We start from the raw sequence: 23,102 nt of genomic DNA, 5'->3' as shown, positions 1-23,102 counted from the left end.
CATCCCGAACAGGACCGTGAAACAAGACCGCGCCAATGATAGTGCACAACCGTGCGTGAAAGTAGGTCATCGTCAGACTCACATCACACAACCCCCAGCGCTCAACAGCGACTGGGGGTTGTTTCGTTTATTTAAAGAATTTAATAAATAAAAAATCATCTTCCCCTGTTCATGCCCGGCGCCTGGGTTTTTAGGGGGATCCGTCTTGCAGTATTTTTCCTGGGCACCCAAAGCAAAAGGCCAATCCTTTCGGATTGGCCTTTTGCTTTAATTTTTTGGTGGTGATGGGCGGAGTCGAACCGCCGACCTACGGGTTATGAATCCGTCGCTCTAACCATCTGAGCTACATCACCAACCTGAGCCCGCTATAATAGGGATTTCGTCCCTGCAGGTCAACACGCAATGAAGAAACTTTATATTCGAACCTTCGGTTGTCAGATGAACGAGTACGACTCGGACAAGATGGCAGATGTGCTGTCGGCCGTCGATGGGCTGGAAAAGACAGATGATCCGGAAGAGGCAGATGTGATCCTCTTTAATACCTGCTCTGTACGTGAGAAGGCCCAGGAGAAGGTTTTCCATGATCTGGGACGTGTCAAGCACCTCAAGCAGAAGAACCCGAACCTGATCATCGGTGTGGGGGGGTGTGTCGCCAGCCAGGAGGGGGAGGCCATTGTGCAGCGGGCTCCGTATGTGGATCTGGTGTTTGGCCCGCAGACCCTTCATCGTCTGCCTGCGCTGATTGCCGAGCGAAAGGCCAGTGGACGGTCACAGGTGGATATTTCGTTTCCGGAGATTGAAAAGTTCGATAATCTTCCGCCGGCCCGGGTGGAGGGAGCCAGTGCCTTTGTATCCATCATGGAAGGATGTTCCAAGTACTGTACTTTCTGTATTGTCCCTTATACCCGGGGGGATGAGATTTATCGGCCTTTGGCCGACGTTCTCGCCGAGGTGGCCGGGTTGATAGCCCAGGGAGTCAGGGAGGTGACCTTGCTGGGGCAGAACGTGAACGCCTGGCGGGCGCCCGTGGATGGGGATGCCGGCGAAATGGCCGATTTCGCTTTTCTACTGGAGTGCATTCACGACATGCCCGGTCTTGAGCGTCTCCGTTACACGACTTCTCATCCCCGCGAGATGACCCAGCGTGTGGTGGACGCTTACGCAAAGCTGCCGAAGTTAGTGTCTCATCTTCACTTGCCCGTGCAGGCGGGCTCGGACAGGGTGCTTGCTGCGATGAAGCGGGGCTATACCGTTCTTGAATACAAGTCGCTGGTTCGCAAGTTGAGAGCCGTGCGGCCGGATATTTCCCTCTCTTCAGACTTCATCGTGGGCTTTCCCGGTGAAACCGAGTCCGATTTCGAGCAGACCATGAAGCTGATTGAGGATGTGGGTTTCGACACGTCTTTCAGCTTCGTTTATAGCGCCCGCCCGGGGACGCCGGCGGCTGATCTTTCGGATGACACGCCAGACGCCCTCAAGCGGACCCGTCTTGCCCTTCTGCAGAAGCGGATCGAAGAGAACGCATCCCGGATCAGTGCGGGAATGATTGGTTCGGTACAGCGCATTCTCGTGGAGGGGCCGTCGAAGAAGGATCCCAATGAACTTGCTGGCCGCACGGATAATAACCGGGTGGTAAACTTTGCTGGAAATCCCCGGCTTGTGGGTCATTTTGTAGATGTGACCATCGTCTCGGCATTGCCCCATTCCCTGCGGGGCGAGATCGTTACCAGGGATTGATCGATCTGATGTATTGCACTTCACGGCAGGGCTTCAGTCTGGCAGCATGTTGGTAATGAAACCCACTGAAATAATCCTGCATCCCGTCGACAATCTGCGTTTGGCCAATCTGTGCGGTGCGCTTGATGAAAATATCCGCCAGATTGAAACCGCTTTCGATGTGACCATCGTCCGGCGCAGCGAGCGTTTCATGCTGCACGGCGATGCTCCGCTGAGTCGCAACGCTGCCCGTGCGTTGCGACATTTTTACGAGAAGGCGGATGCGCCTCTTTCCGTGGATGATATCCAGCTCGGTCTGATTGAGTTGAGCAATCTTTCTCAGGCCCATCCTCCGATGCCCGTGCTGCTCACTCGAAAGAGCGAGCTGCATGGCCGTACGCCGCGTCAGATTGATTACATCCGCCAGATCCAGGAGCACGACATCACCTTCGGAGTCGGCCCCGCAGGTACGGGAAAGACTTACCTGGCAGTGGCCAGTGCGGTGGACGCTTTTGAGCGGGAGCATGTGGAGCGGATCGTTCTGACCCGTCCCGCAGTGGAGGCGGGGGAGCGTCTCGGCTTCCTTCCGGGCGATCTGGCCCAGAAGGTGGATCCCTATCTGCGTCCCCTCTATGATGCTCTCTATGACCTGATGGGTTTTGATCGGGTGACCAAGCTTTTTGAGCGGGGGTGCATCGAGATTGCCCCCCTGGCTTTCATGCGCGGGCGGACTCTGTCCAGGGCATTCATCATTCTTGATGAAGCCCAGAATACTTCGCCTGAGCAGATGAAGATGTTCCTGACCCGTATTGGTATCGGCTCCCGGGCGGTGATTACCGGCGATCTTACCCAGGTGGATCTGCCCCGAGGGCAGAAAAGTGGCCTGGCCGAGGCGGTGCAGGTGCTGGCCGATGTCAGGGGGGTGGCGTTTACGCATTTTCTCAAGGACGATGTGGTGCGTCATCCTTTGGTCGCACGTATTGTCGATGCCTACGAAAAACATCAGCAACACAGAAACGAGGCCGGCCAGGCCCAGCAACAACAGGCCCAGCAATGACGAACGATATGCCATCTGAGTTTGACCTTTCGGTGCAATACGTCTGTAACGTGGAGGGGGTACCTTCCGAAGCCGATTTTGCTGGCTGGCTGCTGGCGGTCGAACCGGGTCCTGCGGAAATCACCGTTCGCGTTGTGGACGAGGAAGAAGGGCGTGAGCTCAACCGGGATTACCGTGGCAAGGACTACGCGACCAATGTGCTGACCTTTGCCTATGGGGAAGGGGAAGACATGCCCCTGCCGGAAGGGCTGCCACTGATGGGGGATCTGGTGCTGTGCCGTCAGGTGATCGAGCGGGAGGCCGCAGAGCAGGGCAAGGCGCTGGCGGCACACTACGCCCACCTGTGCGTGCATGGTATGCTGCACTTGCAGGGCTTCGATCATCTGGAGAGCGATGAGGCCGAAGAAATGGAAGCCCGGGAGCGTGAAATCATGACTGCTTTGGGCTATCCGGATCCTTACGCCGGGGAAGATTGAATCTGACGGTGACGGGGTGAGCAATGCGCCATGGGTGCCGTTCGTGTCTGGCCGGTGTCCATGGCCCATTCCTCATCCACTTTTTGTATGGACCCCTATAGTAGTAAGCCCTCCCTGCTTGAGCGGCTTTCCGCCCTTCTGACCCGGGAGCCGGAGGACCGGGAAGAACTGCTCAGCCTGTTGCACTCTGCTCATGACCGCAACCTCTTTGATGCGGACGCGCTGGCGATCATCGAGGGGGCTCTTCAGGTCTCCGACATGCAGGTGCGGGATGTCATGATTCCCCGGGCACAGATGGATGTTGTCTGCATCGACGACTCCGTAGAGGATATTACCCGCTTTGCAATTGGGGCTGCCCACTCCCGTTTTCCTGTCATCGGCGAAAACAAGGATGATGTGATTGGCATTCTGCTGGCAAAGGATTTGTTGCGGGTCTTTGCCGGAGAGTCCTTCAATCTCCGGGACATGCTTCGTCCTGCCGTTTTCGTACCGGAATCCAAGCGTCTGAATGTATTGCTGCGCGATTTCCGGATCAGCCGTAACCACATGGCCATCGTGGTGGATGAGTACGGCGGGGTCGCTGGCCTGGTGACCATCGAAGATGTACTGGAGCAGATCGTCGGCGACATCGAGGATGAATATGATTTCGATGAGACGGCTGACAACATCCGGCTGGATCAGGCGGGGCGTTATCGGGTCAAGGCTGCTACGGAGATTGAGGATTTCAATGAAGCGTTCGCTACCGGTTTCAGTGACGCCGAGTACGACACGGTCGGTGGATTGCTGATCCGCAAACTGGGCCGGCTGCCCAAGCGCAATGAGGTCGTGGAGCTGGAAGGGCTGCGTTTTCAGGTCCTGCGGGCAGATAGCCGTCGGGTCTACTCCCTTCTTGTCGAACGCATGCCCGATCCGGAAGCGGTTGGCGGCTGATGGCGCTCATGCGTCGTGCCCTGGCCCTACTGGCTGGCGGGGTGTCGGTTCTGGCCTATGCCCCCTTCGAATTGTTCCCCCTGGCCTTTGTAGCGATAGGGGGGCTGTTCTGGCTGCTGGATCGCGGCGCATCCGATCTTGCTGGTGGGGCCTCTTCCTTGCGTCGTGCCCGGGAAGGGTTCGGCCTGGGCTTCCTGTGGGGCTTGGGCGCCATGCTGGCAGGCGTGTCCTGGCTCTATGTGGCGTTACATCGGTTTGGCGGCATGTCGATGCCGTTGGCCGCTCTCGCAGTCCTGCTCTTCTGCGGCGGCATGGCCCTCTATGCAGGTCTGGCTGGAGCCCTCTTTGCTGCTTTGCGACGAGGGCGACCAATGGCGGATGCCTGTCTTTTTGCAGGGGTGTGGCTGTTGACGGAGTGGCTTCGAGGATGGCTGTTTACCGGCTTCCCCTGGCTGATCAGCGGTTATTCCCAGGCGCCCCAGAGTCCCCTGGCAGGTTTTGCACCTTTGGTGGGCGTCTATGGCATCGGTGGTCTGCTGGCTCTGGTTGCCGCTTTGACCGTGACTGCAGTGCAGCGGCGTTCGTGGCGGCTGGCCGGGATGGTTGTGGCCATTCTTGCGCTGGGGGGGCTGTTGCGTTTGGTCTCCTGGACGGAGCCGCGGGGAGAGCCGATCAGGGTGGCCCTCCTGCAGACCAACATCGAGCAGCGTCTCAAATGGCGTCCAGAACTGCTGCAGCGTTGGCTGGACGTCAATCTGAGCATGTTGCGGGCCCATCCTGCACAACTTATCGTGCTCCCAGAGACGACCATTCCTTTGCTGGTGGACCATCTTCCTGCTGGATACCTTGACGAGGTGCGCCGGATCGCAGTGGGGCAGGGAGGGGATGTGATTCTCGGTACATTTACCCGCGATGAGGCTGGGCGAATCTACAACGCAGCGATCAGTCTGGGCGTATCTCCCGGCGCCCACTATGCCAAGCACCACCTGGTGCCCTTTGGGGAGTATTCGCCGCCCCTGTTCCAGTGGTTCTATGAGCTGGTCAGTATCCCCATGGCAGATCAGACCCGCGGACCTGCCCGTCAGGCGCCGATGGCCCTGGCGGGTCAGAGAATTGCCGTCAATATCTGTTACGAAGATGTCTTTGGCGAGGAGTTGATCCGCGCGTTGCCAGAAGCCACCCTGATGCTCAATATCTCCAATCTGGCTTGGTACGGGGACTCTCTGGCGCAACCTCAGCATCTGCAGATTGCCCGCCTGCGCGCCCTGGAAGCTGGGCGTCCCATGCTCCGTTCCACCAATACCGGCATGACTGCCCTTATCATGCCTGACGGTGTTGTTGACGCGGTGTTGCCGGCCTTTGAAACAGGTGCTCTGCATGTTGAAGTGCATGGCTACGAGGGCATGACGCCTTATGCCCTGTGGGGAAACTGGCCCGCCGTGCTGTGTGCTGCACTTTCCTTGCTGTGGGGCTGGCTGCGCCGGACTTGACTGGTAGGGCGTATGATTCTGCTTCCTTTGGATTCACGGAAGAACAAGAGAATCATGCGCTCCTACCCCATCAACAGCCCTGACGCCCTGGCCCGTCTGGTCGCCATGGCGATCCTCGCTGACGGACATCTCGATAACCGGGAAGTGGACTGGATCAGGCATAACGATACTCTGGCCCTGCTCGGGGTCGATCAGGACACGCTGACGCAGGTGCTGCTGGACTGCTGCCGGGATGTGATCAACGAAGCGGAGCAGGAGCGGGTCTTCTTGCTGGAAGAGGCCCGCCTGTCCCGTCTGGCGGGCGACCTGACCGATCGCTCGCTGCAGAAGGTGGCCCTTTCGGTGATGCTGATCGTGGCCAAGAGCGACGGGGATGTCAGTGACGGGGAGCAGAGTCTGCTGCGCTTCCTGATGAGTCGCTGGGGCTTCACTCTTGAGGAACTGGCTGAGGGCTGAGTCCGGGGAGGCGGTCTGCCATCCCTCGATGAGAGGGGAGACCGCTCCTTTTGGGACAAGCCTTCCTTGAGAGCGGAAACCCAGTAAAATCCGGACTTTGCCCAAATTCGCGCGGCCTACCACCGCGGAGCACCCATGTCCGTCCAAAAACCGACTTTCCAGCAGATCATCCTGCGCCTCTCGAACTTCTGGGCCGAGCACGGTTGCACCCTGCTCCAGCCCTATGACATCGAAGTGGGCGCCGGCACCTTTCATACCGCCACCTTCCTGCGGGCCATTGGCCCGGAGCGCTGGAACGCTGCCTATGTGCAGCCTTCCCGACGCCCGAAAGATGGCCGTTACGGTGAGAACCCCAACCGCCTGCAGCACTACTACCAGTACCAGGTGGTGCTCAAGCCGTCCCCGGTGAACATCCAGGAGCTCTACATCGACAGCCTGCGTGCGCTGGGCATCGATCCGAATGCCCACGACATCCGTTTTGTTGAGGATGACTGGGAGTCGCCGACCCTGGGCGCCTGGGGTCTGGGCTGGGAGGTGTGGCTGGATGGCATGGAGGTCACCCAGTTCACCTATTTTCAGGAAGTCGGCTCGTTGAGCTGTAAGCCAGTGCTGGGCGAGATCACCTACGGTCTTGAGCGTCTGGCGATGTACCTGCAGGGTGTTGAAAACGTCTACGACCTAGTGTGGTCCATCGGCCCCGATGGTACGCCGGTCACCTACGGCAATGTCTATCACCAGAATGAGGTGGAGCAGTCTACCTACAACTTCGAGCATTCCAATGTGGAGTGGCTGTTCCGTCTGTTCGGCGAGTACGAAGGCGAGGCCAAGCGCCTGCTGGCCGTACCGCTGGTGCTGCCGGCCTTCGAGATGGTCATGAAGTGCTCCCACACCTTCAACCTGCTGGATGCCCGTGGGGCGATCTCCGTCACCGAGCGCGCGGCCTATATCGGCCGCGTGCGCGTGCTGGCCCGTGAAGTGGCCCAAGCCTATTACAACTCCCGTGAAGCCCTGGGCTTCCCGATGCTGAAGAAGGAGGCCGCGTGATGACCGGCGCGACCCTGCTCGTTGAACTGTTCACCGAAGAACTGCCGCCCAAGGCCCTGCCGAAACTGGGTCAGGCCTTTGCCAACGGCATTCTGACCGGCCTCCGAAGCCGTGGCCTGGCGCCTGCGGCTGGCACCTCCCGTTGGTTTGCCACTCCGCGTCGCCTGGCCATCACCGTGGCCGACGTGTTGTCCGAAGGGGCTGCGCAGGATGTGACCGAGAAGATCATGCCGGTGTCGGTAGCCCTCACCGCCGACGGCCAGCCCACTCCGGCCCTGAGCAAGAAGCTCGAGGCCAGGGGTATCCCGCTGTCTGCCGTGGCCAGCTTCGAGCGGCGTATGGACGGCAAGGCAGAAGCCCTGTTCTACACTTCGACGGTGGCCGGTGCGAAGCTGGTCGAGGTGCTGGGCGGCATTGTCCAGGATGCCCTCAAGCAGTTGCCCATTCCCAAGGTGATGCGCTGGGGCGACGGTGACGCCACCTTTGTGCGCCCCGCCCACAAGCTGACCCTGCTGCATGGTGCAGAGGTGGTGCCGGGTTCGGTTCTCGACATCCAGTCTGGTCGTACCACCCGGGGCCATCGTTTCATGAGTCGCGGCGACATCGACATCGCCACGGCTGACGCTTACGAGCCGACCCTGCTGGCCGAGGGCAAGGTCATCCCCGACTTCGCCGAGCGCCGCGCCAACATCGAGAAGCAGCTGGTCTCCGAAGCCGGCCGCCAGAACGCCACCCTCGGCGAATATGCCGATCTGTTGGACGAAGTGACGGCCCTGGTCGAGCATCCGACCGTCTACGTTGGTGAGTTCGAGGCCGAATTCCTGGCGGTACCGCAGGAGTGCCTCATCCTCACCATGCGGGCCAACCAGAAGTACTTCCCGCTGTTCGATACCGAAGGCAAGCTGCTCAACCGCTTCTTGATCGTGTCCAACATGGAGCTGGCCGACCCGTCCAACATCATCACCGGCAACCAGCGGGTGGTGCGTCCGCGCCTGTCCGATGCCCGCTTCTTCTTCGAGCAGGACATCAAGGCCGGCCTGACGCCCCGGGTGGTCAAGCTCGGTTCGGTGGTCTATCACAACAAGCTGGGCTCCCTTGGCGATCGCGTCGAGCGCATGTCCACTGTGGCCCGCCGTATCGCCGGCCTGCTGGGCGCCGACGAAAACCTGGCCAACCGGGCCGCGCTGCTCTCCAAGGCCGACCTGCTGACCGACATGGTCGGCGAGTTCCCCGAGCTGCAGGGCACCATGGGGCGCTACTACGCCCTGGCGGAAGGCGCCCTGCCGGTGGTCGCGGAGGCCATCGAGCAGCATTACCGCCCGCGCTTTGCCGGCGATGCCCTGCCCGACAGCAACATCGGCCGCGCCCTGGCCCTGGCCGACAAGCTCGATTCCCTGGCCGGTTTCTTCGGCATCGGGCAGATCCCCACCGGCGACAAGGATCCCTTCGGCCTGCGCCGGGCTGCGCTGGGCGTACTCCGCATCCTCATGGAGGGCCCGTTGCCCCTCGATCTGGCCGAGCTCATCAAGCGCGCGGCGGAAGCCTTCAACCCGGGCGTGCTGACCGTCGACATCGATGGTCCGCTGTATGACTTCATGCTGGAGCGCCTGCGCAACACCCTGCGTGAGGCTGCTCATGCTCAGGACGTGGTCGATGCCGTGCTGGCTCTCAAGCCGACCCGCATCGACCTGGTGGTTCCCAAGCTTGAGGCCGTGCTGGCCTTCCAGCAGTTGCCAGAAGCCGCAGCTTTGGCGGCAGCCAACAAGCGGATCGTAAACATCCTCAAGAAAGCCGGGGGCGAGTTGGGCGAGCCCGATGTGGCACTTCTGGTGGAAGAGGCCGAGAAGGCCCTGTTCCACGCCATTATCGAGGTCGCACCGCTGGCCCGCTCGCACTTCCAGAACGAAGCCTACACGGACGCGCTGCGCGTCCTCGCGGGTCTGCGTACCGCGGTGGACCGCTTCTTCGATGAAGTGATGGTGATGGCCGAGGAGCCGCTGGTACGTCAGAACCGTCTGGCCCTCTTGAACCAATTGGCCGGTCTGATGAATCAGGTGGCTGATATCTCCCGCCTGTCGGCCTGATGGCCTGCGGAGGGCGCTCCATGAAAATCATCGTGCTCGACCGGGATGGGGTCATCAACTTCGACTCCGACCAGTTCATCAAGTCGCCGGAAGAGTGGAAGCCCATTCCCGGTTCCCTTGAAGCGATTGCCCGCCTCAACGAGGCAGGCTGGCGGGTGGTGGTTGCCTCCAACCAGTCCGGGGTCGGGCGGGGTTTGTTTGATATGGATACCCTCAATGCCATCAACGAGAAGATGGTCAAGGCGGTTGGCCATGTCGGTGGCCGTATTGATGCGGTCTTCTTCTGTCCCCATGCGGCGGACTCTACCTGTGGCTGTCGCAAGCCCAAGGCCGGGATGTTCATCGAGATTGCCGAGCGCTTCAATGTGGATCTGAAGGGAATGCCGGTGGTGGGGGATAGCCTCAGGGACCTGCAGGCAGGCATCTCCGTGGGCTGCAGGCCCTGCCTGGTATTGACCGGCAAGGGGCCGAAAACACGTCTTGATCCGGCCCTGCCACCGGAAACCACGATTTACCCCGACCTGGCCGCTGTTGCGGCCGAACTCACCGCATGAAGGTAGCCCTGCCGTGGTTCTGATCCGTAATCTGCTGTTCATGCTGGCCTTGGCCATTTTCACCCCCCTCTATGCGCTGATTGCCATGGGGACGTTTCCTTTCAAGCCCGAGCTTCGCCACAAGATCATCCGTGGCTGGCCGCGCATCATGGCCTGGGTCATCAAGCATGTCCTGGGGATTCCCTACCGGGTGACCGGCATCGAGAACATGCCCGCTCAAGGGCCGGCCATCGTGCTCTCCAAGCATATGTCGGCCTGGGAAACGATCATGCTCCAGGACATCTTCCCGCCGATGGTCTTCGTAATGAAGCGGGAAATCCACAAGCTGCCTTTCTTTGGCTGGGGCATTGCCCAGATGCCCATGATCGCCATCGACCGCTCTGCAGGCAAGGATGCCCTGGCCCAGGTGGAGGAGCAGGGCCGCGATCGTTTGGCCCGTGGTTTGTGGGTCACCATCTTCCCGGAGGGCACCCGGGTAGCGCCCGGCAGCAAGAAGCGCTACAAGGCAGGTGGCTCCTGGCTGGCTGCCCAGACCGGTACCCAGGTGGTTCCGGTGGCCCACAATGCGGGCGAGTTCTGGCCGCGCAACGCCTTCTTCAAGCGCCCTGGTGAGGTTCTGGTGAGCATCGGTCCAGTGATTGATACCCGGGGGCTGTCAGCTGAAGAAATCAACCGGCGCGCGGAAGCCTGGATTGAAGGCGAGATGCGCCGTCTCTTTCCTCACCACTACCGTTCCGAGCGCAAAAAGGACAAGACGCCTGCTGTGGCGTGAGTGCCATGACCGTCGAACATCGGGAGATTCTCCTGGATGGCCGGCCTGTGCCCTATCTCTTGCGCCGTAGTGTCCGCAGGACCCTGGGGCTGCGCATTGATCAGCGGGGCTTGATCGTGGGTACTCCCCTGGGGATGGGAATTCGGGAGGTGGAGGCTTTCGTCCACAGCCATCAGGCCTGGGTGCTGGAGAAGCTGCGACAACGTGACGCCCACCTGCCCGGGCGTTGCTTCGAGCCCGTAGAGGGCGCTTGCCTGCCCCTGTTGGGTGAGGGGTGGATCGTGCGTCTTGGCCGGGGGAACAATCAGGTCGTCTGGCACGGGACTGCCCCAGAACCGACTCTGGAGCTCGCTCTGCGCAGCGGAGCAGATGCCCGGGAAGTGCTGTTGCGGGGTCTCCAGAAGCGTGGGCTCGAGGTGTTCTCCCATCGGGTTGAAGCGTTCTGCCTGCGCCTTGGGCGGCCAGCCCCGCCGGTTCGCCTTTCCAGTGCCCGGACCCGCTGGGGAAGTTGCAGTGCCCGCAGCGGGATCCGTCTTCACTGGCGGCTGCTGCATCTGCCTTTGTCCCTGATCGACTACGTGGTGGCTCACGAGGTCGCCCATCTGGTGGAAATGAACCATTCACCCCGTTTCTGGTCCGTGGTGGAGTCCCTTTACCCTGACCATGTGGCTGCCCGGCGCCAGTTACGCGAGGCGGGGGCGTCCCTTCCGCTCATCTGACACAAGGATTTAATATGCGACTTCTTCACACCATGCTTCGTGTGGGCGACCTGGAGCGCTCCCTGGATTTTTACACCGAGGTGCTGGGGATGCGTCTGCTGCGCCGGCAGGATTATCCTGAGGGCAAGTTCACCCTGGCTTTCGTGGGGTATCAGGACGAAGCCGAGGGCGCTGTGATCGAACTGACCCACAACTGGGGAGTTGATGGCTACGAGCTGGGCACGGCCTATGGGCATATTGCCCTGGAAGTACCCGACGCCCAGGCCGCTTGCGCAGCCATCAAGGCGCGTGGTGGCAAGGTGGTGCGTGAGGCTGGCCCCATGAAACACGGAACGACGGTGATCGCGTTTGTTGAAGATCCGGATGGTTACAAGATCGAGTTGATCCAGAGGCACTGATCCGGTCTCCGTGCTCATCAAGGGCCTGGGGCACTGCAGCAATGCCGCCCCAGGCCCTTCCACGTGTGAAGCGTGGCGTGTCAGCCCGTCGCCAGGAATGCCTTGCGCAGTTCGTCCAGTTCGTCCTTGAGTTCGTTGAAGACCTGGCGGGCGGTGTCAATCTCCCTTTCCTTGCCCATTCGCTCCAGTTGCTGGGCTTTGGCCTGGGCTCGTTTTGCGCAGAAATTGGATACGGCGCCCTTCAGGGCATGGGCGGTGTTGCGCAGGCCTTCCCCGTCGCCGGCGACAATGGCCGCCTCAATCTCCGCCAGCATCCGTGCTTCATCCTCGCAGTACATCGCGACCAGCTGGGCCAGCAGATCTGCGTCATCTCCCAGGTTTGCCAGGACTTTTTCCCGATCAAAAACCGGTTCCCCGTTCGGGGCGGATTCCGTTGCCGGGGGTGGGGGCGGATCGCCGCTGCCGACTTGGTGAATCAAGGCTTCCACCAGGTCGGGGGCGTGGACCGGTTTGGACAGGTAGCCGTCCATGCCAGCCTGAAGGCAGCGCTCCCGGTCACCCTTCATGGCATGGGCAGTCATGGCAACGATGGGGGTGCGGGGAAAGCCGCTTGTCTCGCGGGCCCGGATGCGCGCAGTGGCTTCGAAGCCGCCCATTTTGGGCATTTGTACGTCCATGAGGATGATGTCGTAGCGATGGTGCTCATGCAGTGCCAGCGCTTCCAGGCCGTCACCAGCCACATCCACCTGATGGCCCAGCTTGGCCAGCAGGCGCAGGGCGAGGGTCTGATTGACGACATTGTCTTCTGCCAGCAGGATGCGCAACTGACGACGCTGCTCGCGCAGGGTATGCCGGGTGATCAGGGGACGATCGCTGCCCTTGTCATCAATGGGGTCTACTGCCAGCAGGATGCTGTTGAGCAGGTCGGAGGCTTCAATAGGCATTGGTAGGTAGGCCGAGATGCCCAGCTCCCTGCAGCGGGCGCCATCCCCCCGGCGTCCTTCTCCAGCCAGCATCAGGACACAGGGAGGTGCTTCGGCGATCTGACGAAGGCTTTCGGCGAGCTGGAAACCCTCGGTATCGGGTAACTGGGTACTGATGATGACCACCCGATAGGGGTGGCCAAGATGTTGTGCCTGGACCATTTCCCGGCGCGCATCGTCCCCATCCAGGGCTGCGCAGGGCGACATCCGCCATTGTCCCAGGAGCTCGATGACGGCAGCCTTTGCTTCCGGATTGTCTATGGCGACAAGGACGGGGAGTCCTTCCAGATGGGTACGTTCTTCGGTCAGGGGCACGCCACTCCCCGGGGCGAAGCGGGCGGTGAAACGGAAGATGCTGCCTTCACCTGGTGTGCTGACTACGGTGATTTCCCCCCCCATTGCCCGAATCAGCTGGGTGCTGATGGTCAGTCCCAGACCAGTACCGCCATAGCGTCGGGTGGTGGAGGTGTCTGCTTGGGAAAAGGCTTCGAAAATCAGACTTTGCTTGTCGGCCGGGATGCCGACCCCGGTATCCTTGACACTGAAGAGCAACTGGATGTCATCGTCTTCCTGGGGGCCGGGTTCTACCGTGAGGGTGACTCCACCCGTCGGTGTGAACTTGATGCCGTTGGAGAGCAGGTTGATCAGGACCTGGCGCAAGCGGTGGGGATCGCCCATCAGGCCATCAGGTACATCCGGAGCCACCCGCACTGCCAGCTGGAGATCCTTTTCAGCCGCCCGTTGCTGCAGGGTCCGTATGGCGAGGGCCACGCAGTCCCTCAGGCTGAAGTCGATATGCTCAAAATCCAGCTTGCCAGCCTCGATCTTCGAGAAGTCCAGGATGTCATTGATGATGTTGAGCAGGGAGTTTGCCGAGCTTTTCACCAGGGACAGGTATTCCCGCTGTTCATCATCGAGAGGGGTTTCCAGTGCCAGGTCGGTCATCCCCAGAATGGCATTCATGGGCGTGCGGATCTCGTGGCTCATGTTGGCCAGGAAGTCGCTTTTTGAACGACTGTTGGCTTCGGCAGCTTCTTTCGCCTCCCGCATGAAGGCTTCTGCGGCACGTCGCTCGGAAATATCGCGGACATAGGCAGTCAGGAGCCGGTTGCCGCCGCTCTCGAAGGTGGCCAGGGCCACCTCGGCAGGAAATTCGCTTTGGTCTGCCCGCAGGGCGACGGTTTCGATGCGCTTGCCGAGTATGTCGGGGGCCGGGGTGTCGAACAGTGCCTGGACCTCTCCTGCCCGGGACTCCCTGAAACGTTCCGGTACAAAGAGCTCGGTTGCCGAGTGACCCAGGGTTTCGCTGCGCGTGATGCCGAAGATGCTTTCGGCTGCGCGGTTGAAGTCCAGTATTCGGCCTTGGCCATCGATGGTGATGATGGCGTCCAGGGATGCTTCGGTGATGGCCCGGTTGCGGCTCTCGCTGGCGGCGAGGGCAGATTGTCCTTTGAAGATTCGGGTCGATGCCTGGTTGAGGGCATCTTCGAGCTGGCGGATCTCGGCGATCTGGCTGCGATTGGACAAGTTTTCGCCGCGCCCCGTCTCCAGGGTTTCGGCAAAACGGGTCGCCCTCTCCAGGCTGTACAGGACAGGACGGAGCATGAGGTGAATGGCGAGGGTTCCCAGGATCAGGGTCAGCAGTCCGGCGGGAGCGCTGTCTTGAAGAATGTGGTGCAGGCTGTCCTTGGCAGCCACGGGCTGCATTTCGAGGCGTAACCAGCCGATGGGGGCCTTGTCGCCGATGTCCGCCCAGGCAACGATACGACCGTCTGACCCAATCCTTGCCGTGTCGGTCCCCCGTTGGGTGTCAGGGAGGCTCATGGGAAGATCGCCGACCGCCACGTCCTCGAAGGGATGGGTGGCACTCCGGCGTTGAACCTGGCTCAGGGGATAGCCCCGACGATCGGTGACCATGAAAGCCTGAATGCTGGGGACTCCCTGGATCTTTTTCAAACGTCTGGAAAGTTCGTCTGCATCCCCGGTAGCCAGGGGTTGCTCCAGGTCCCTTGCCAGGTGTCTTACGATCTCACCGGCCTGCTCCCGCTCAAGCCGTTCCACATGGCTGGATTGTTCGATGGCGGTGTAAAGGGAGTACGCCCCGATCGACACGGTCAGCAGCAGGGTGAAAGCCAGGGTGAGCAGACGCCGTAGTGTATAGGTGGCGGGGCTTCCGGCGGGTGTCATGCTTTGTCCTGATAGCGTCCGCGAATGGCCAGGACCTCGTCCCAGCGCTCAAAGAAAGCATCCAGGCAGAGGGGGTCAAAATGGGTCCCGCGTGCTTCCTTCATGAAGCCGACTGCCCGCTCCAGATCCCAGGCTGGTTTGTAGGGGCGGGCGGAGGTGAGCGCATCGAAGACATCGGCTACGGCCACGATGCGGCCCACCAGAGGAATCGCCTCTCCCGAGAGCCTTTCTGGATAGCCGCTGCCATCGTATTTTTCGTGGTGACTGAGGGCAATCTCTGCAGCCATCTGGATCATGGGGGATGAGGAGCCCTTGAGAATGTCATGGCCGATCGTGGCATGGCGTTTCATGATTTCCATTTCCTCGTCGGTAAGGCGGCCTGGTTTGAGCAGGATGTGGTCAGGCGTGCCCACCTTACCCACGTCGTGCATCGGAGCCGCGGTCAGCAGTCGTTCACATAACTCGGTCTCCATGCCGATTTGCTCGGCAATCAGTTTCGAGTAATAGGCCATCCTGAGGATGTGGGCTCCGGTTTCCGGATCACGGAATTCGGCTGCTCGTGCGAGTCGCGAGATGGTTTCCCGTTCCCGGGTCACGATTTCTGCCGTCTTGCTGACCACTGCGACCTGCAGGTCGTCGTTCCAGTGGCGTAACCGGGTGTGGCTGTGGCGCAGGGCCAGCATGGTGCGTACCCGGGGGTCGAATTCGTTGCGGTCGATCGGCTTGGTCAGGAAGTCGTTGGCCCCGGCGGTGAGGCTCTGGTAGCGGATTTCCTTCTCGTGGGCTGCCGTGACCATCAGGATCGGGACCACATCGGCCGGGTGGTGGGCCCGCACGGACTTGATGAGCTCGATGCCGTTGAGGTCAGGCATCATGTAATCAACGATGATCAGGTCTGGTTCATGGTGTGTGCACCACTGGAGTCCTTCCTGGGGGGAGGTGAAGGTCAGAATCTCGGTGCCCGCAGGGGTAAGCTTGCGGACCAGGGCCTGGATCAGGGTCAGGTTGAGCGGTGTGTCATCGACAATGACTATGGCCATGAAAGCTCCAGTGAGGGCGCGGGTAAAGGGCTGTGACGCGATAGTCAGGCTGGGCCCTGGATTGCGTGGCGGGACAGGTGAGACGGAGGGGCATGGACGGCTTGCCCGGGGTCAGCGCAGGGCACGGAGCATGGCCCCTATGGTGCTGAACCCCTGGTCATAAAAGTGCTGCAGCAGGGGGGCCAGGTGATTTAGGGACAGCATGAGGGCTACGAAGCCAACCGTCAGGGTAATCGGAAAGCCGATGGCGAACAGATTGAGTTGCGGCGCAGCGCGGGTAAGCACACCCAGGGCAATGTTGGTGATGAGGAGTGCGGTGATGACAGGGAAGGCCATCAGCAGACCGGCTGCGAAAACAGTTGCACCAAAACGTACCAGCACGACCCAACCCCCGGCATGGACTGTTGCAGGACTGATGGGGAGCCACTCGAAACTGTGGGCCAGGGTGTCCACCATCAACAGATGTCCGTTCAGTGACAGGAAGATCAGGGAAGACAGCAGGGTCAGGAACTCTCCAACAACAGCAGTCTGCCCACCTGCGATGGGGTCGAAGAAGGTGGCGAAGGAAAGGCCCATCTGCAGGCTGACGATTTCGCCCATGAGGTCGAGGGCTGCGAATACCACTCGCATGGTCAGGCCCATGGCAATCCCGATCAGGCTTTGCTGAAGCAGCACAAGCATGCCATTCCAGGAATCAACAGGAATGACAGGGCCTTCCGGGATGACCGGTGTCACGCCAATGGCCACGGCCAGGGCAACGATCAGTTTCAGCCGACGGGGAATCGCGTTATTGCCGAAAATGGGTGCAGCGCCCAGCATCCCGAAAGTCCGGGCTACCGGGTAGGCGAACAGGGCAAGCCAGGCTTCGATCTGGGCGCTGGTGACAGTGAGCATGAGTGCCTGGGACGTCAGCCGATCATCGATGGAATGCTCTCGAACAGGCGCTGGATGAATTCGGTCATCATCGTGATCATCCAGGGGCCCGCCAGGACGAGGGCGGTGAAGGTGGCTACCAGCTTCGGGACGAAGGACAGGGTCTGCTCGTTGATTTGAGTGGCAGCCTGGAAGATGGAAATGATCAGACCGGTCACCAGGGCTGCGATGAACAGCGGGGAAGAGATCAGCAGGGTCAGCTCAAGGGCCTGACGGCCCAGGTCGATCACGGTAGTAGGGGTCATGGAGGGTCCTATCCGAAGCTTCGAACCAGTGAGGCGATCAGCAAATTCCAGCCATCCACCAGTACAAAGAGCATGATCTTGAAAGGCAGTGACACGAGGGCCGGGCTCATCATCATCATACCCATGGACATCAGCACCGATGCGACCACCATGTCGATGATCAGGAAGGGGATGAAGACGATGAAGCCGATCTGGAAGGCGGTTTTGAGTTCGGAAGTGACGAAGGCAGGTATCACGACCCGCATCGGCAAATCCTCCGCCTTGTCCACCCGGGGGGTCTTTGCCAGTTTTGAGAACAGGTTGAGATCCGGCTCCCGGACCTGCTTGAGCATGAAGGCCTTGACCGGGATGCTGGCCCGTTCAACGGCATCCGGAAAGTTCAGGCGGTTTTCTGACAGCGGAACCCAGGCCTCGGAATACACCCTGTCGGCAACCGGAGACATGATGAAAAGGGTCAGGAACAGGGAAAGGCCGACGAGGATCTGGTTGGGGGGTGAGGTCTGGGTGCCGAGCGCATGACGGAGCAGGGACATGACGATGAGGATCCGGGTAAAGCTGGTCATCATCAGTACCATCGCCGGGATGAAGGTCATTCCGGTGAGCAGCAGCAGGGTCTGCAGGGACAGGCTGTACTGGGCGCCCCCGCCCCCGGTGGGGGTGCTGGTGAAGGCAGGCATGGCCTGGGCGAAGGCTGCCAGGGGGGTCAGCAGGCACAACAGGCCTGCCAGGGTGCGGAATGTGGACGTGTTCATCGGGTGCGCCGTTCGAGCGTTTCCTTGAGCCAGCGCTGAAAGTCGCCGGGGATGGCCGCCGGTGGCTGGGCGGGCGGTAAATCGGTGACATCCAGCGTGTGCAGTGGGGTGACCCGGCCAGGTGCGACTCCCAGCACGAGCACCTTGCCCCCCACTTCCACCAGAACCACCCGCTCTCGGGGCCCGACCGCGGCAGCGCCACGGATCCTCAGGTTGCCTGATCCGCCGCCCTGCCCGCGGGAAAGGCGACGAAGCAGATGCAGCGTGCCGATCAGCAGCGCGAGCACTATGCCCAGGGCCAGAAGCATCTGGGCGACACTGCCGGCAGTGCCGCCCAGACTGCCCTCGGTAGCCAGGGCAGGGGTTGAGCATGTCAGCAGGCCTGCGGCGTAGATCAGCGAGCGCATTGTTGAAAAATCTGCCAGGTGTCGTATGGTCTCAGTTTCGCAATTTTCGGATCCGCTCTGCCGGCGTGATGATATCGGTCAGGCGAATGCCGAACTTGTCGTTAACCACCACGACCTCGCCTTGGGCAATCAGGGTGCCATTGACCAGAACGTCCATGGGTTCCCCGGCCAGGCCCTCCAGTTCGACAACTGATCCATGGGCCAGCTGGAGCAGATTGCGGATGGCGATTTTGGTGCGTCCCAGTTCCACGGTCAGCAGTACCGGGATGTCCAGGATCATGTCGTAATCATTGACCGAGCCGTTTTTCGGGCCGGTCTGACCGAAATCCGGGAAGAGCTGGCTGGCCGGCTTGGCCTGATAGGGCGATTCCTCGTTCAGGGCTGTGCTGTCGAGGGCGTCGGTCAGTCCTTCGGCCGCAGCCTGCTCCTGCATGGCCGCAGCCCAGTCGTCATCGCTGATCTGGTTGTCGTCGGGAAGGTCGGTGTCTGTCATGGCGTGTGTTCCTAACCTGGGCTCGGGGTCTCGTCATCCTGGGCCAGGAAGCGTTCCACCTTGAGGGCGAATTGTCCCCGTTGAACGCCATAGCGGCACTCCATGAAGGGGATGCCATCCACTTCCGCCTGAATGGTTTCCGGAATGTTGAGGGGGATCACGTCGCCGGGCTTCATGTGCACGATGTCACCCAGGGTGACCTTGGCTGTCCCCAGCCGCGCCACCAGAGTGACCTCTGCGCTTTGCAACTGGCGGCCCATCATGCTGACCCAGCGATTGTCCTGGGTGATGTGATCCGACTGCATCGTTGAGTACAGGGTCTCGCGGATCGGCTCCAGCATGGAGTAGGGAAAGCAGAAGTGCATCTCTGCCTGAGATCCACCGAACTCCAGGGTGAACGAGGCTGCAACCACGATTTCGCTGGGCGTGGCGATGTTGGCGAACTGGGGATTCATCTCGGAGCGGACGTACTCGAATTCGAGCTTTTGGACCGGTGCCCAGGCTTTTTCATATTCGTTGAAGGTGACTTTCAGGAGCCCCTGGATGATGCGTTGTTCGGTTGGGGTGAAGTCACGTCCTTCCACTCGCGTGTGAAAGCGCCCGTCTCCGCCAAACAAGTTGTCCACCACCAGGAAAACCAGGTTCGGGTCGAGAACCACCAGCCCCGTGCCACGCAGGGGTTTGGCGATGAAAAGGTTGAGGTTAGTCGGGACAACCAGGTTACGTACAAACTCGCTGAATTTCTGGACCTTGATGGGGCCTACGGAGACTTCCACGTTGCGATGCATGTAGTTGAACATGCCAATCCGCAGATAACGGGCGAAACGCTCGTTGATCAGCTCCATCGTGGGCATGCGCCCACGGACGATCCGCTCCTGGGTGGCGAGGTTATAGTCCCGGACTCCGCCAGTATTTTCCTCCACCTGCTCCGAGTCGTCACTCTCCCCGGTGACGCCCTTCAGCAGGGCATCGACCTCTTCTTGGGAGAGAAAATCGGACATGGCGTGACTCCGTTACTGAACGATGAACTGGTTGAACAGGACGGCAAGCACCGGACCGTCATCCTCGGGGCGGCTCCGCTTGTTCTTCTTCTTTGGATTGGGGGTGTAGCCCAATACGTCGTTAGCCTCATCCTTGATCTCGTCGGCCAGTACCTCGCGTCCATCAGCGGTGGCCAGCTCGGAGGGCAGTTTGGACGAAAGGAGCATGATGACTCGGTGCTTGAGTTCCGGCATGTAAAGCTTCAGGGAGTCACCGATCTTGGGGTCGGAAACCCGCAACACCATGGTGGCCTGCAGGAAATGCTCGCCTTCTTCAGGAGACAGGTTGACAGTGAATTGCTCCAGGGGAACGAAGACGGGAGGCTTGCTGGGGTCCACCTTGATTTTCGGGGGTTCGTGGCTGACTTCCTCTTCGGCCTCCCCGTCCTCCGCGGGTTTCTTGTGACCCATCATCATGAAGGCTGCACCGCCCCCGATGGCAAGCGCGAGTACGGCCACAATCACGATGATGATCATCTTCTTCTTGCCGCCCTTGGCGGGGGCTTCACCTTCGGCTGCTTCTGCCTGGGCGGGTGCTTTTGCCATCCTCGATTACTCCTTGTCTTGGTTTGCCATTATCTATCGCGCTTGCCGTCCGTGCCATGGACAGGAGGTCAAGGGACCGCCATTTACTCCGATTCAGGCAAAGGTGTCCACCAGGCCGTCACCGCGGCGTATCCACGGGGTGGGGGTTTCCATGGCGGCAGGCATGCCGCCATCCTCGCCTCCGCGCTGGATTCCGCTGCGGCGTTGTCCTGCGTCGGAGTCGCCCGGCTGGTTGGACTGATTGGGTGTGCCCACATCGGTCTGGCCCAGATTGATGCCACTTTGTTCGAGAATCTCCCGCAGTCGGGGCAGGCTTTGCTCCAAGAGCTCCCGGGTAGCCGGGTTGGCTGCGAGGAACTGGGCAGTGGCTTGTTCTCCGTTGAGGTTGATGGATACCTCGATCTTGCCTAACTGGGGGGGGGTCAGTGTTAGTTCCGCATGGCTTTCTGCCTGGCCAGCCATCCAGCTTACCTTGTGGGCTACGGCTTCTGGCCATTCCGGGCTGTTGGCTGGCGTTGCAATGTGCAGCGGGACGGGGTTCGGAGCGGTTGTTTGGGGCGACTCTCCCTTCAGCGTAGCCAGGGCCGCAGCGTGTACTGCGGCAAAATTGTGACTTGCTGAGGGCGAGGGCTCGGCTGTTGCGGGAGCTGCTGGAGTGGCTACTTGAGGGGTGATGGCTGGCAGCGACGTTTCTTCGGTGGCCTGGCTGTTTGCGGGTGGAGCGTCCCTGTTCTCTGCGGCAGAATTTGCCGCTTGATGTGTGGCGTCCTCTGCCACGAATTTGCCGCCTTTGCCCTGGAGGGCGGGGGGCGGGAGACTCAGGGCTGGCAGGATGCCCTCGTGGCCGGACAGGATCCCGGGCTGAGGGCCGGGGCTTTCAGCTTTCTCGCCGGTATTCAGGGGTGGCAGCGGTGAGGAAGGGGCCCCGGGCTGGGGTGTGGTCATGAGGCTGGCTGCAACCAGTACCGCCAGCTCTGGAGGTGGAGATGACAGCGCGCTCTGTTGCGTCTGTTCCGCACTCGCGTCCAGAGCAGCTTCTGCTGCAGTCTCGCTGGTGATGGTCCGGACCGTTTCCTGAAAGGCGGGGATGAAGCTGTCCGGGGGGAGGGGAGATGATGCTCCCGCAGGAGGATCGCTGGCCTCCTCCGACCTGTCTCCCTTCATCTGACGCCGCAGGACTTGTGCGAAGCTCTGCGCAGCCGGGTCTGCTGCATCGGCAGTGGATGCATCGGCAGTGGATGCATCTGCACGGACCCCTCCCATGCCTTGGGCGGGGGCGGCGGGAGCAAGGGATGCGACAGGGAGCAGGGACGGTCCGGACATGATGAAATTCCTGGTGAGGTGCTGATACCTGTAATCCAGCAAGCCACGTGCCAGCTGGCGTCTTCCGGGGCTCAGTCCTCGTTGTTGCGGTCCCGGAACTGCTTGGCCGCATGCTCGTCGGTGGCCCGCTGTTCCTTTTTGGCCTCCAGCCGGGCTTGCTGGGTATGATGCCGCTGAGACAGGGTATCGAATGCCTTGACCTTGTTGCGCTGATCCACCCATTCCTGCTGCCCCAGTTCCACCTTCCGCTTGGATTCGAGCACCACGTTCTGCTGATGGGTGATGGCATCATCAAGCTTGCACAGAAAAGCGCGATAGTTGCGCCATGCATCTGGGCCGATACCGTTGCGCGCGCTCTCCATGAAGCGTTCCGTGTATTCCCTGCGATAGTCTTTCAGCAGGCTCAGCTTGTCTTCGACCGCACGGTCGCTGGCGATGAGTTCTCCAAGCTTGCGGGCGGCTTCACCCATCCGGTCATTGGCCAGGTCAAGCAAGGGCTGCAAGGGGAACGATTCACTCATGGTGACGATCCTCAGGGCTTATCGGGCCGGCTTCCGAAATCTTTAGATGCCGTTTCCGGGTGTCTGCAGGGTGGTCGGAAATGAGCCGGTTCACGGTAGAGCACCGAACAGTGCGTGCAATTTCTCAACGGCTGAGTCGTAGGGTTCGCACTCGTCGATGCGCTGCTGCAAAAATGCTTCAAGACGAGGGTACATGCTCACAGCCTGATCCAGCACGGGGTCTGCTCCGGCTTGATAAGCGCCCACCGCGATCAGGTCGCGAGAGCGCTGGTAGCGGGAAAAAAGCTGCTTGAAGCGCCGGACCACATCAAAGTGCTGGCTCTTGACCAGGTTGTGCATGGCCCGGGAAATGGACTGCTCGATATCGATGGCGGGGTAATGTCCTTGGTCCGCCAGAGTGCGGGACAGTACGATATGGCCATCCAGGATCGCCCGGGCAGAGTCGGCAATCGGATCCTGCTGATCATCTCCTTCGGCAAGTACCGTGTAAAAGGCCGTGATGGAGCCGCCGCCCTCCGGGCCATTGCCTGCTCTTTCCACCAGCGCTGGCAACCGGGCAAATACGGACGGTGGATAGCCCCGGGTAACGGGCGGCTCGCCGATGGCGAGGGCGATTTCCCGCTGGGCCATCGCATAGCGGGTGAGGGAGTCCATGATCAGCAGGACCTGCTTGCCCTGATCACGGAAGTATTCAGCTACGGTCGTGGCGTAGGAGGCTCCCTGCAGGCGCATCAGCGGGCTGCAGTCGGCGGGGGCTGCGATGACGGCCGAGCGGGCCAGGCCTTCTGCGCCCAGGTTATGCTCGATGAACTCCTTGACTTCCCGGCCCCGCTCACCGATCAGTCCTACAACGATCACGTCGGCTGCCGTGAAGCGGGCCATCATCCCGATCAGTACCGACTTGCCGACGCCGGAGCCGGCGAAGAGTCCCATCCG

At 60.8% G+C, this 23,102-nt stretch carries 24 protein-coding genes and 1 tRNA gene; 12 read left to right on the top strand and 13 right to left on the bottom strand.

What is annotated here, in order from left to right; genetic code table 11:
- Positions 1-276 precede the first annotated feature (276 nt).
- Positions 277-353, bottom strand: a tRNA-Met gene (locus tag PHD22_RS10080).
- Between the two features lie 49 nt (positions 354-402).
- Between PHD22_RS10080 and miaB the strand changes: the two genes are divergently transcribed.
- The 12 genes from miaB to gloA all read left to right on the top strand — a co-directional run bounded on the left by miaB (position 403) and on the right by gloA (position 11,696).
- Positions 403-1,737, top strand: coding sequence for a tRNA (N6-isopentenyl adenosine(37)-C2)-methylthiotransferase MiaB (miaB, locus tag PHD22_RS10075; RefSeq protein WP_299865897.1), 1,335 nt, complete (start codon positions 403-405; stop codon positions 1,735-1,737).
- A gap of 55 nt (positions 1,738-1,792) precedes the next feature.
- Entirely contained in the window at positions 1,793-2,773 is a 981-nt protein-coding gene (locus PHD22_RS10070) for a PhoH family protein (RefSeq protein WP_299865895.1), read from the top strand.
- A gap of 32 nt (positions 2,774-2,805) precedes the next feature.
- A complete protein-coding gene (gene ybeY, locus PHD22_RS10065) occupies positions 2,806-3,249 on the top strand; it encodes an rRNA maturation RNase YbeY (RefSeq protein ID WP_299865892.1) in 444 nt (147 codons plus the stop codon).
- Positions 3,250-3,336: 87 nt separating this feature from the next.
- A complete protein-coding gene (locus tag PHD22_RS10060; RefSeq protein ID WP_299865903.1) occupies positions 3,337-4,179 on the top strand; it encodes a transporter associated domain-containing protein in 843 nt (280 codons plus the stop codon).
- Positions 4,180-4,187: 8 nt separating this feature from the next.
- Positions 4,188-5,669, top strand: coding sequence for an apolipoprotein N-acyltransferase (gene lnt, locus PHD22_RS10055; RefSeq protein ID WP_299865900.1), 1,482 nt, complete (start codon positions 4,188-4,190; stop codon positions 5,667-5,669).
- A gap of 54 nt (positions 5,670-5,723) precedes the next feature.
- The gene (locus PHD22_RS10050; protein ID WP_299865890.1) at positions 5,724-6,125 is read left to right on the top strand and encodes a hypothetical protein; all 402 of its coding nucleotides are present in this window, start codon (positions 5,724-5,726) and stop codon (positions 6,123-6,125) included.
- Between the two features lie 135 nt (positions 6,126-6,260).
- On the top strand, positions 6,261-7,169 hold the full coding sequence (gene glyQ, locus PHD22_RS10045) for a glycine--tRNA ligase subunit alpha (RefSeq protein ID WP_299865887.1): 909 nt from the start codon (positions 6,261-6,263) through the stop codon (positions 7,167-7,169).
- Complete coding sequence (gene glyS / locus PHD22_RS10040) at positions 7,169-9,253, top strand: glycine--tRNA ligase subunit beta (RefSeq protein WP_299865884.1); 2,085 nt, start codon at positions 7,169-7,171, stop codon at positions 9,251-9,253. Before glyQ ends, glyS begins: the two co-directional genes overlap by 1 nt.
- 20 nt (positions 9,254-9,273) lie before the next feature.
- Positions 9,274-9,807 (top strand): D-glycero-beta-D-manno-heptose 1,7-bisphosphate 7-phosphatase, encoded by a 534-nt coding sequence (gene gmhB / locus PHD22_RS10035; RefSeq protein WP_299865882.1) that lies wholly within the window; start codon positions 9,274-9,276, stop codon positions 9,805-9,807.
- A gap of 13 nt (positions 9,808-9,820) precedes the next feature.
- Positions 9,821-10,579: a lysophospholipid acyltransferase family protein gene (locus PHD22_RS10030; RefSeq protein WP_299865879.1), complete on the top strand. Its 759-nt coding sequence runs from the start codon at positions 9,821-9,823 to the stop codon at positions 10,577-10,579.
- A gap of 5 nt (positions 10,580-10,584) precedes the next feature.
- Positions 10,585-11,298, top strand: coding sequence for a SprT family zinc-dependent metalloprotease (locus PHD22_RS10025; RefSeq protein ID WP_299865876.1), 714 nt, complete (start codon positions 10,585-10,587; stop codon positions 11,296-11,298).
- Between the two features lie 14 nt (positions 11,299-11,312).
- Positions 11,313-11,696 carry a lactoylglutathione lyase gene (gene gloA, locus PHD22_RS10020; protein WP_299865874.1) on the top strand — a complete coding sequence of 128 codons (384 nt, stop codon included), beginning with the start codon at positions 11,313-11,315 and terminating at the stop codon, positions 11,694-11,696.
- 80 nt (positions 11,697-11,776) lie between these two features.
- Here gloA and PHD22_RS10015 read toward each other — a convergent pair whose 3' ends face one another.
- The 12 genes from PHD22_RS10015 to PHD22_RS09960 form a co-directional block, all read right to left on the bottom strand.
- Entirely contained in the window at positions 11,777-14,866 is a 3,090-nt protein-coding gene (locus PHD22_RS10015) for a response regulator (RefSeq protein WP_299865871.1), read from the bottom strand.
- Positions 14,863-15,906: an HD domain-containing phosphohydrolase gene (locus tag PHD22_RS10010; RefSeq protein ID WP_299865868.1), complete on the bottom strand. Its 1,044-nt coding sequence runs from the start codon at positions 15,904-15,906 to the stop codon at positions 14,863-14,865. Before PHD22_RS10010 ends, PHD22_RS10015 begins: the two co-directional genes overlap by 4 nt.
- A 111-nt stretch (positions 15,907-16,017) precedes the next feature.
- A complete protein-coding gene (fliR, locus tag PHD22_RS10005) occupies positions 16,018-16,800 on the bottom strand; it encodes a flagellar biosynthetic protein FliR (RefSeq protein ID WP_299865865.1) in 783 nt (260 codons plus the stop codon).
- A 14-nt stretch (positions 16,801-16,814) separates the two neighbouring features.
- Positions 16,815-17,084 carry a flagellar biosynthesis protein FliQ gene (fliQ, locus tag PHD22_RS10000; RefSeq protein ID WP_299865863.1) on the bottom strand — a complete coding sequence of 90 codons (270 nt, stop codon included), beginning with the start codon at positions 17,082-17,084 and terminating at the stop codon, positions 16,815-16,817.
- A gap of 8 nt (positions 17,085-17,092) precedes the next feature.
- A complete protein-coding gene (gene fliP / locus PHD22_RS09995; RefSeq protein WP_299865861.1) occupies positions 17,093-17,836 on the bottom strand; it encodes a flagellar type III secretion system pore protein FliP in 744 nt (247 codons plus the stop codon).
- Positions 17,833-18,243: a flagellar biosynthetic protein FliO gene (gene fliO / locus PHD22_RS09990; RefSeq protein WP_299865858.1), complete on the bottom strand. Its 411-nt coding sequence runs from the start codon at positions 18,241-18,243 to the stop codon at positions 17,833-17,835. Before fliO ends, fliP begins: the two co-directional genes overlap by 4 nt.
- Before the next feature lie 31 nt (positions 18,244-18,274).
- Positions 18,275-18,736, bottom strand: coding sequence for a flagellar motor switch protein FliN (gene fliN, locus PHD22_RS09985; RefSeq protein ID WP_299865855.1), 462 nt, complete (start codon positions 18,734-18,736; stop codon positions 18,275-18,277).
- A gap of 11 nt (positions 18,737-18,747) precedes the next feature.
- Positions 18,748-19,737 (bottom strand): flagellar motor switch protein FliM, encoded by a 990-nt coding sequence (gene fliM / locus PHD22_RS09980; protein WP_299865852.1) that lies wholly within the window; start codon positions 19,735-19,737, stop codon positions 18,748-18,750.
- Between the two features lie 12 nt (positions 19,738-19,749).
- Positions 19,750-20,322: a flagellar basal body-associated FliL family protein gene (locus PHD22_RS09975; RefSeq protein WP_299865849.1), complete on the bottom strand. Its 573-nt coding sequence runs from the start codon at positions 20,320-20,322 to the stop codon at positions 19,750-19,752.
- 93 nt (positions 20,323-20,415) lie between these two features.
- Positions 20,416-21,645, bottom strand: a complete 1,230-nt coding sequence (locus tag PHD22_RS09970; RefSeq protein WP_299865846.1) for a flagellar hook-length control protein FliK — start codon at positions 21,643-21,645, stop codon at positions 20,416-20,418.
- A 71-nt stretch (positions 21,646-21,716) separates the two neighbouring features.
- The gene (fliJ, locus tag PHD22_RS09965; protein WP_299865843.1) at positions 21,717-22,166 is read right to left on the bottom strand and encodes a flagellar export protein FliJ; all 450 of its coding nucleotides are present in this window, start codon (positions 22,164-22,166) and stop codon (positions 21,717-21,719) included.
- 90 nt (positions 22,167-22,256) lie between these two features.
- On the bottom strand, positions 22,257-23,102 hold an 846-nt coding region (locus PHD22_RS09960), incomplete at its 5' end, for a FliI/YscN family ATPase (RefSeq protein ID WP_299865840.1).

Origin of the sequence: Zoogloea sp., assembly GCF_028693495.1 — a bacterium.
In the GTDB taxonomy this organism is placed as follows: Bacteria; Pseudomonadota; Gammaproteobacteria; order Burkholderiales; family Rhodocyclaceae; genus Zoogloea.
The sequence above is the reverse complement of the archived record's forward strand: the minus strand, read 5'-3'. Positions and strand labels throughout refer to the sequence as shown.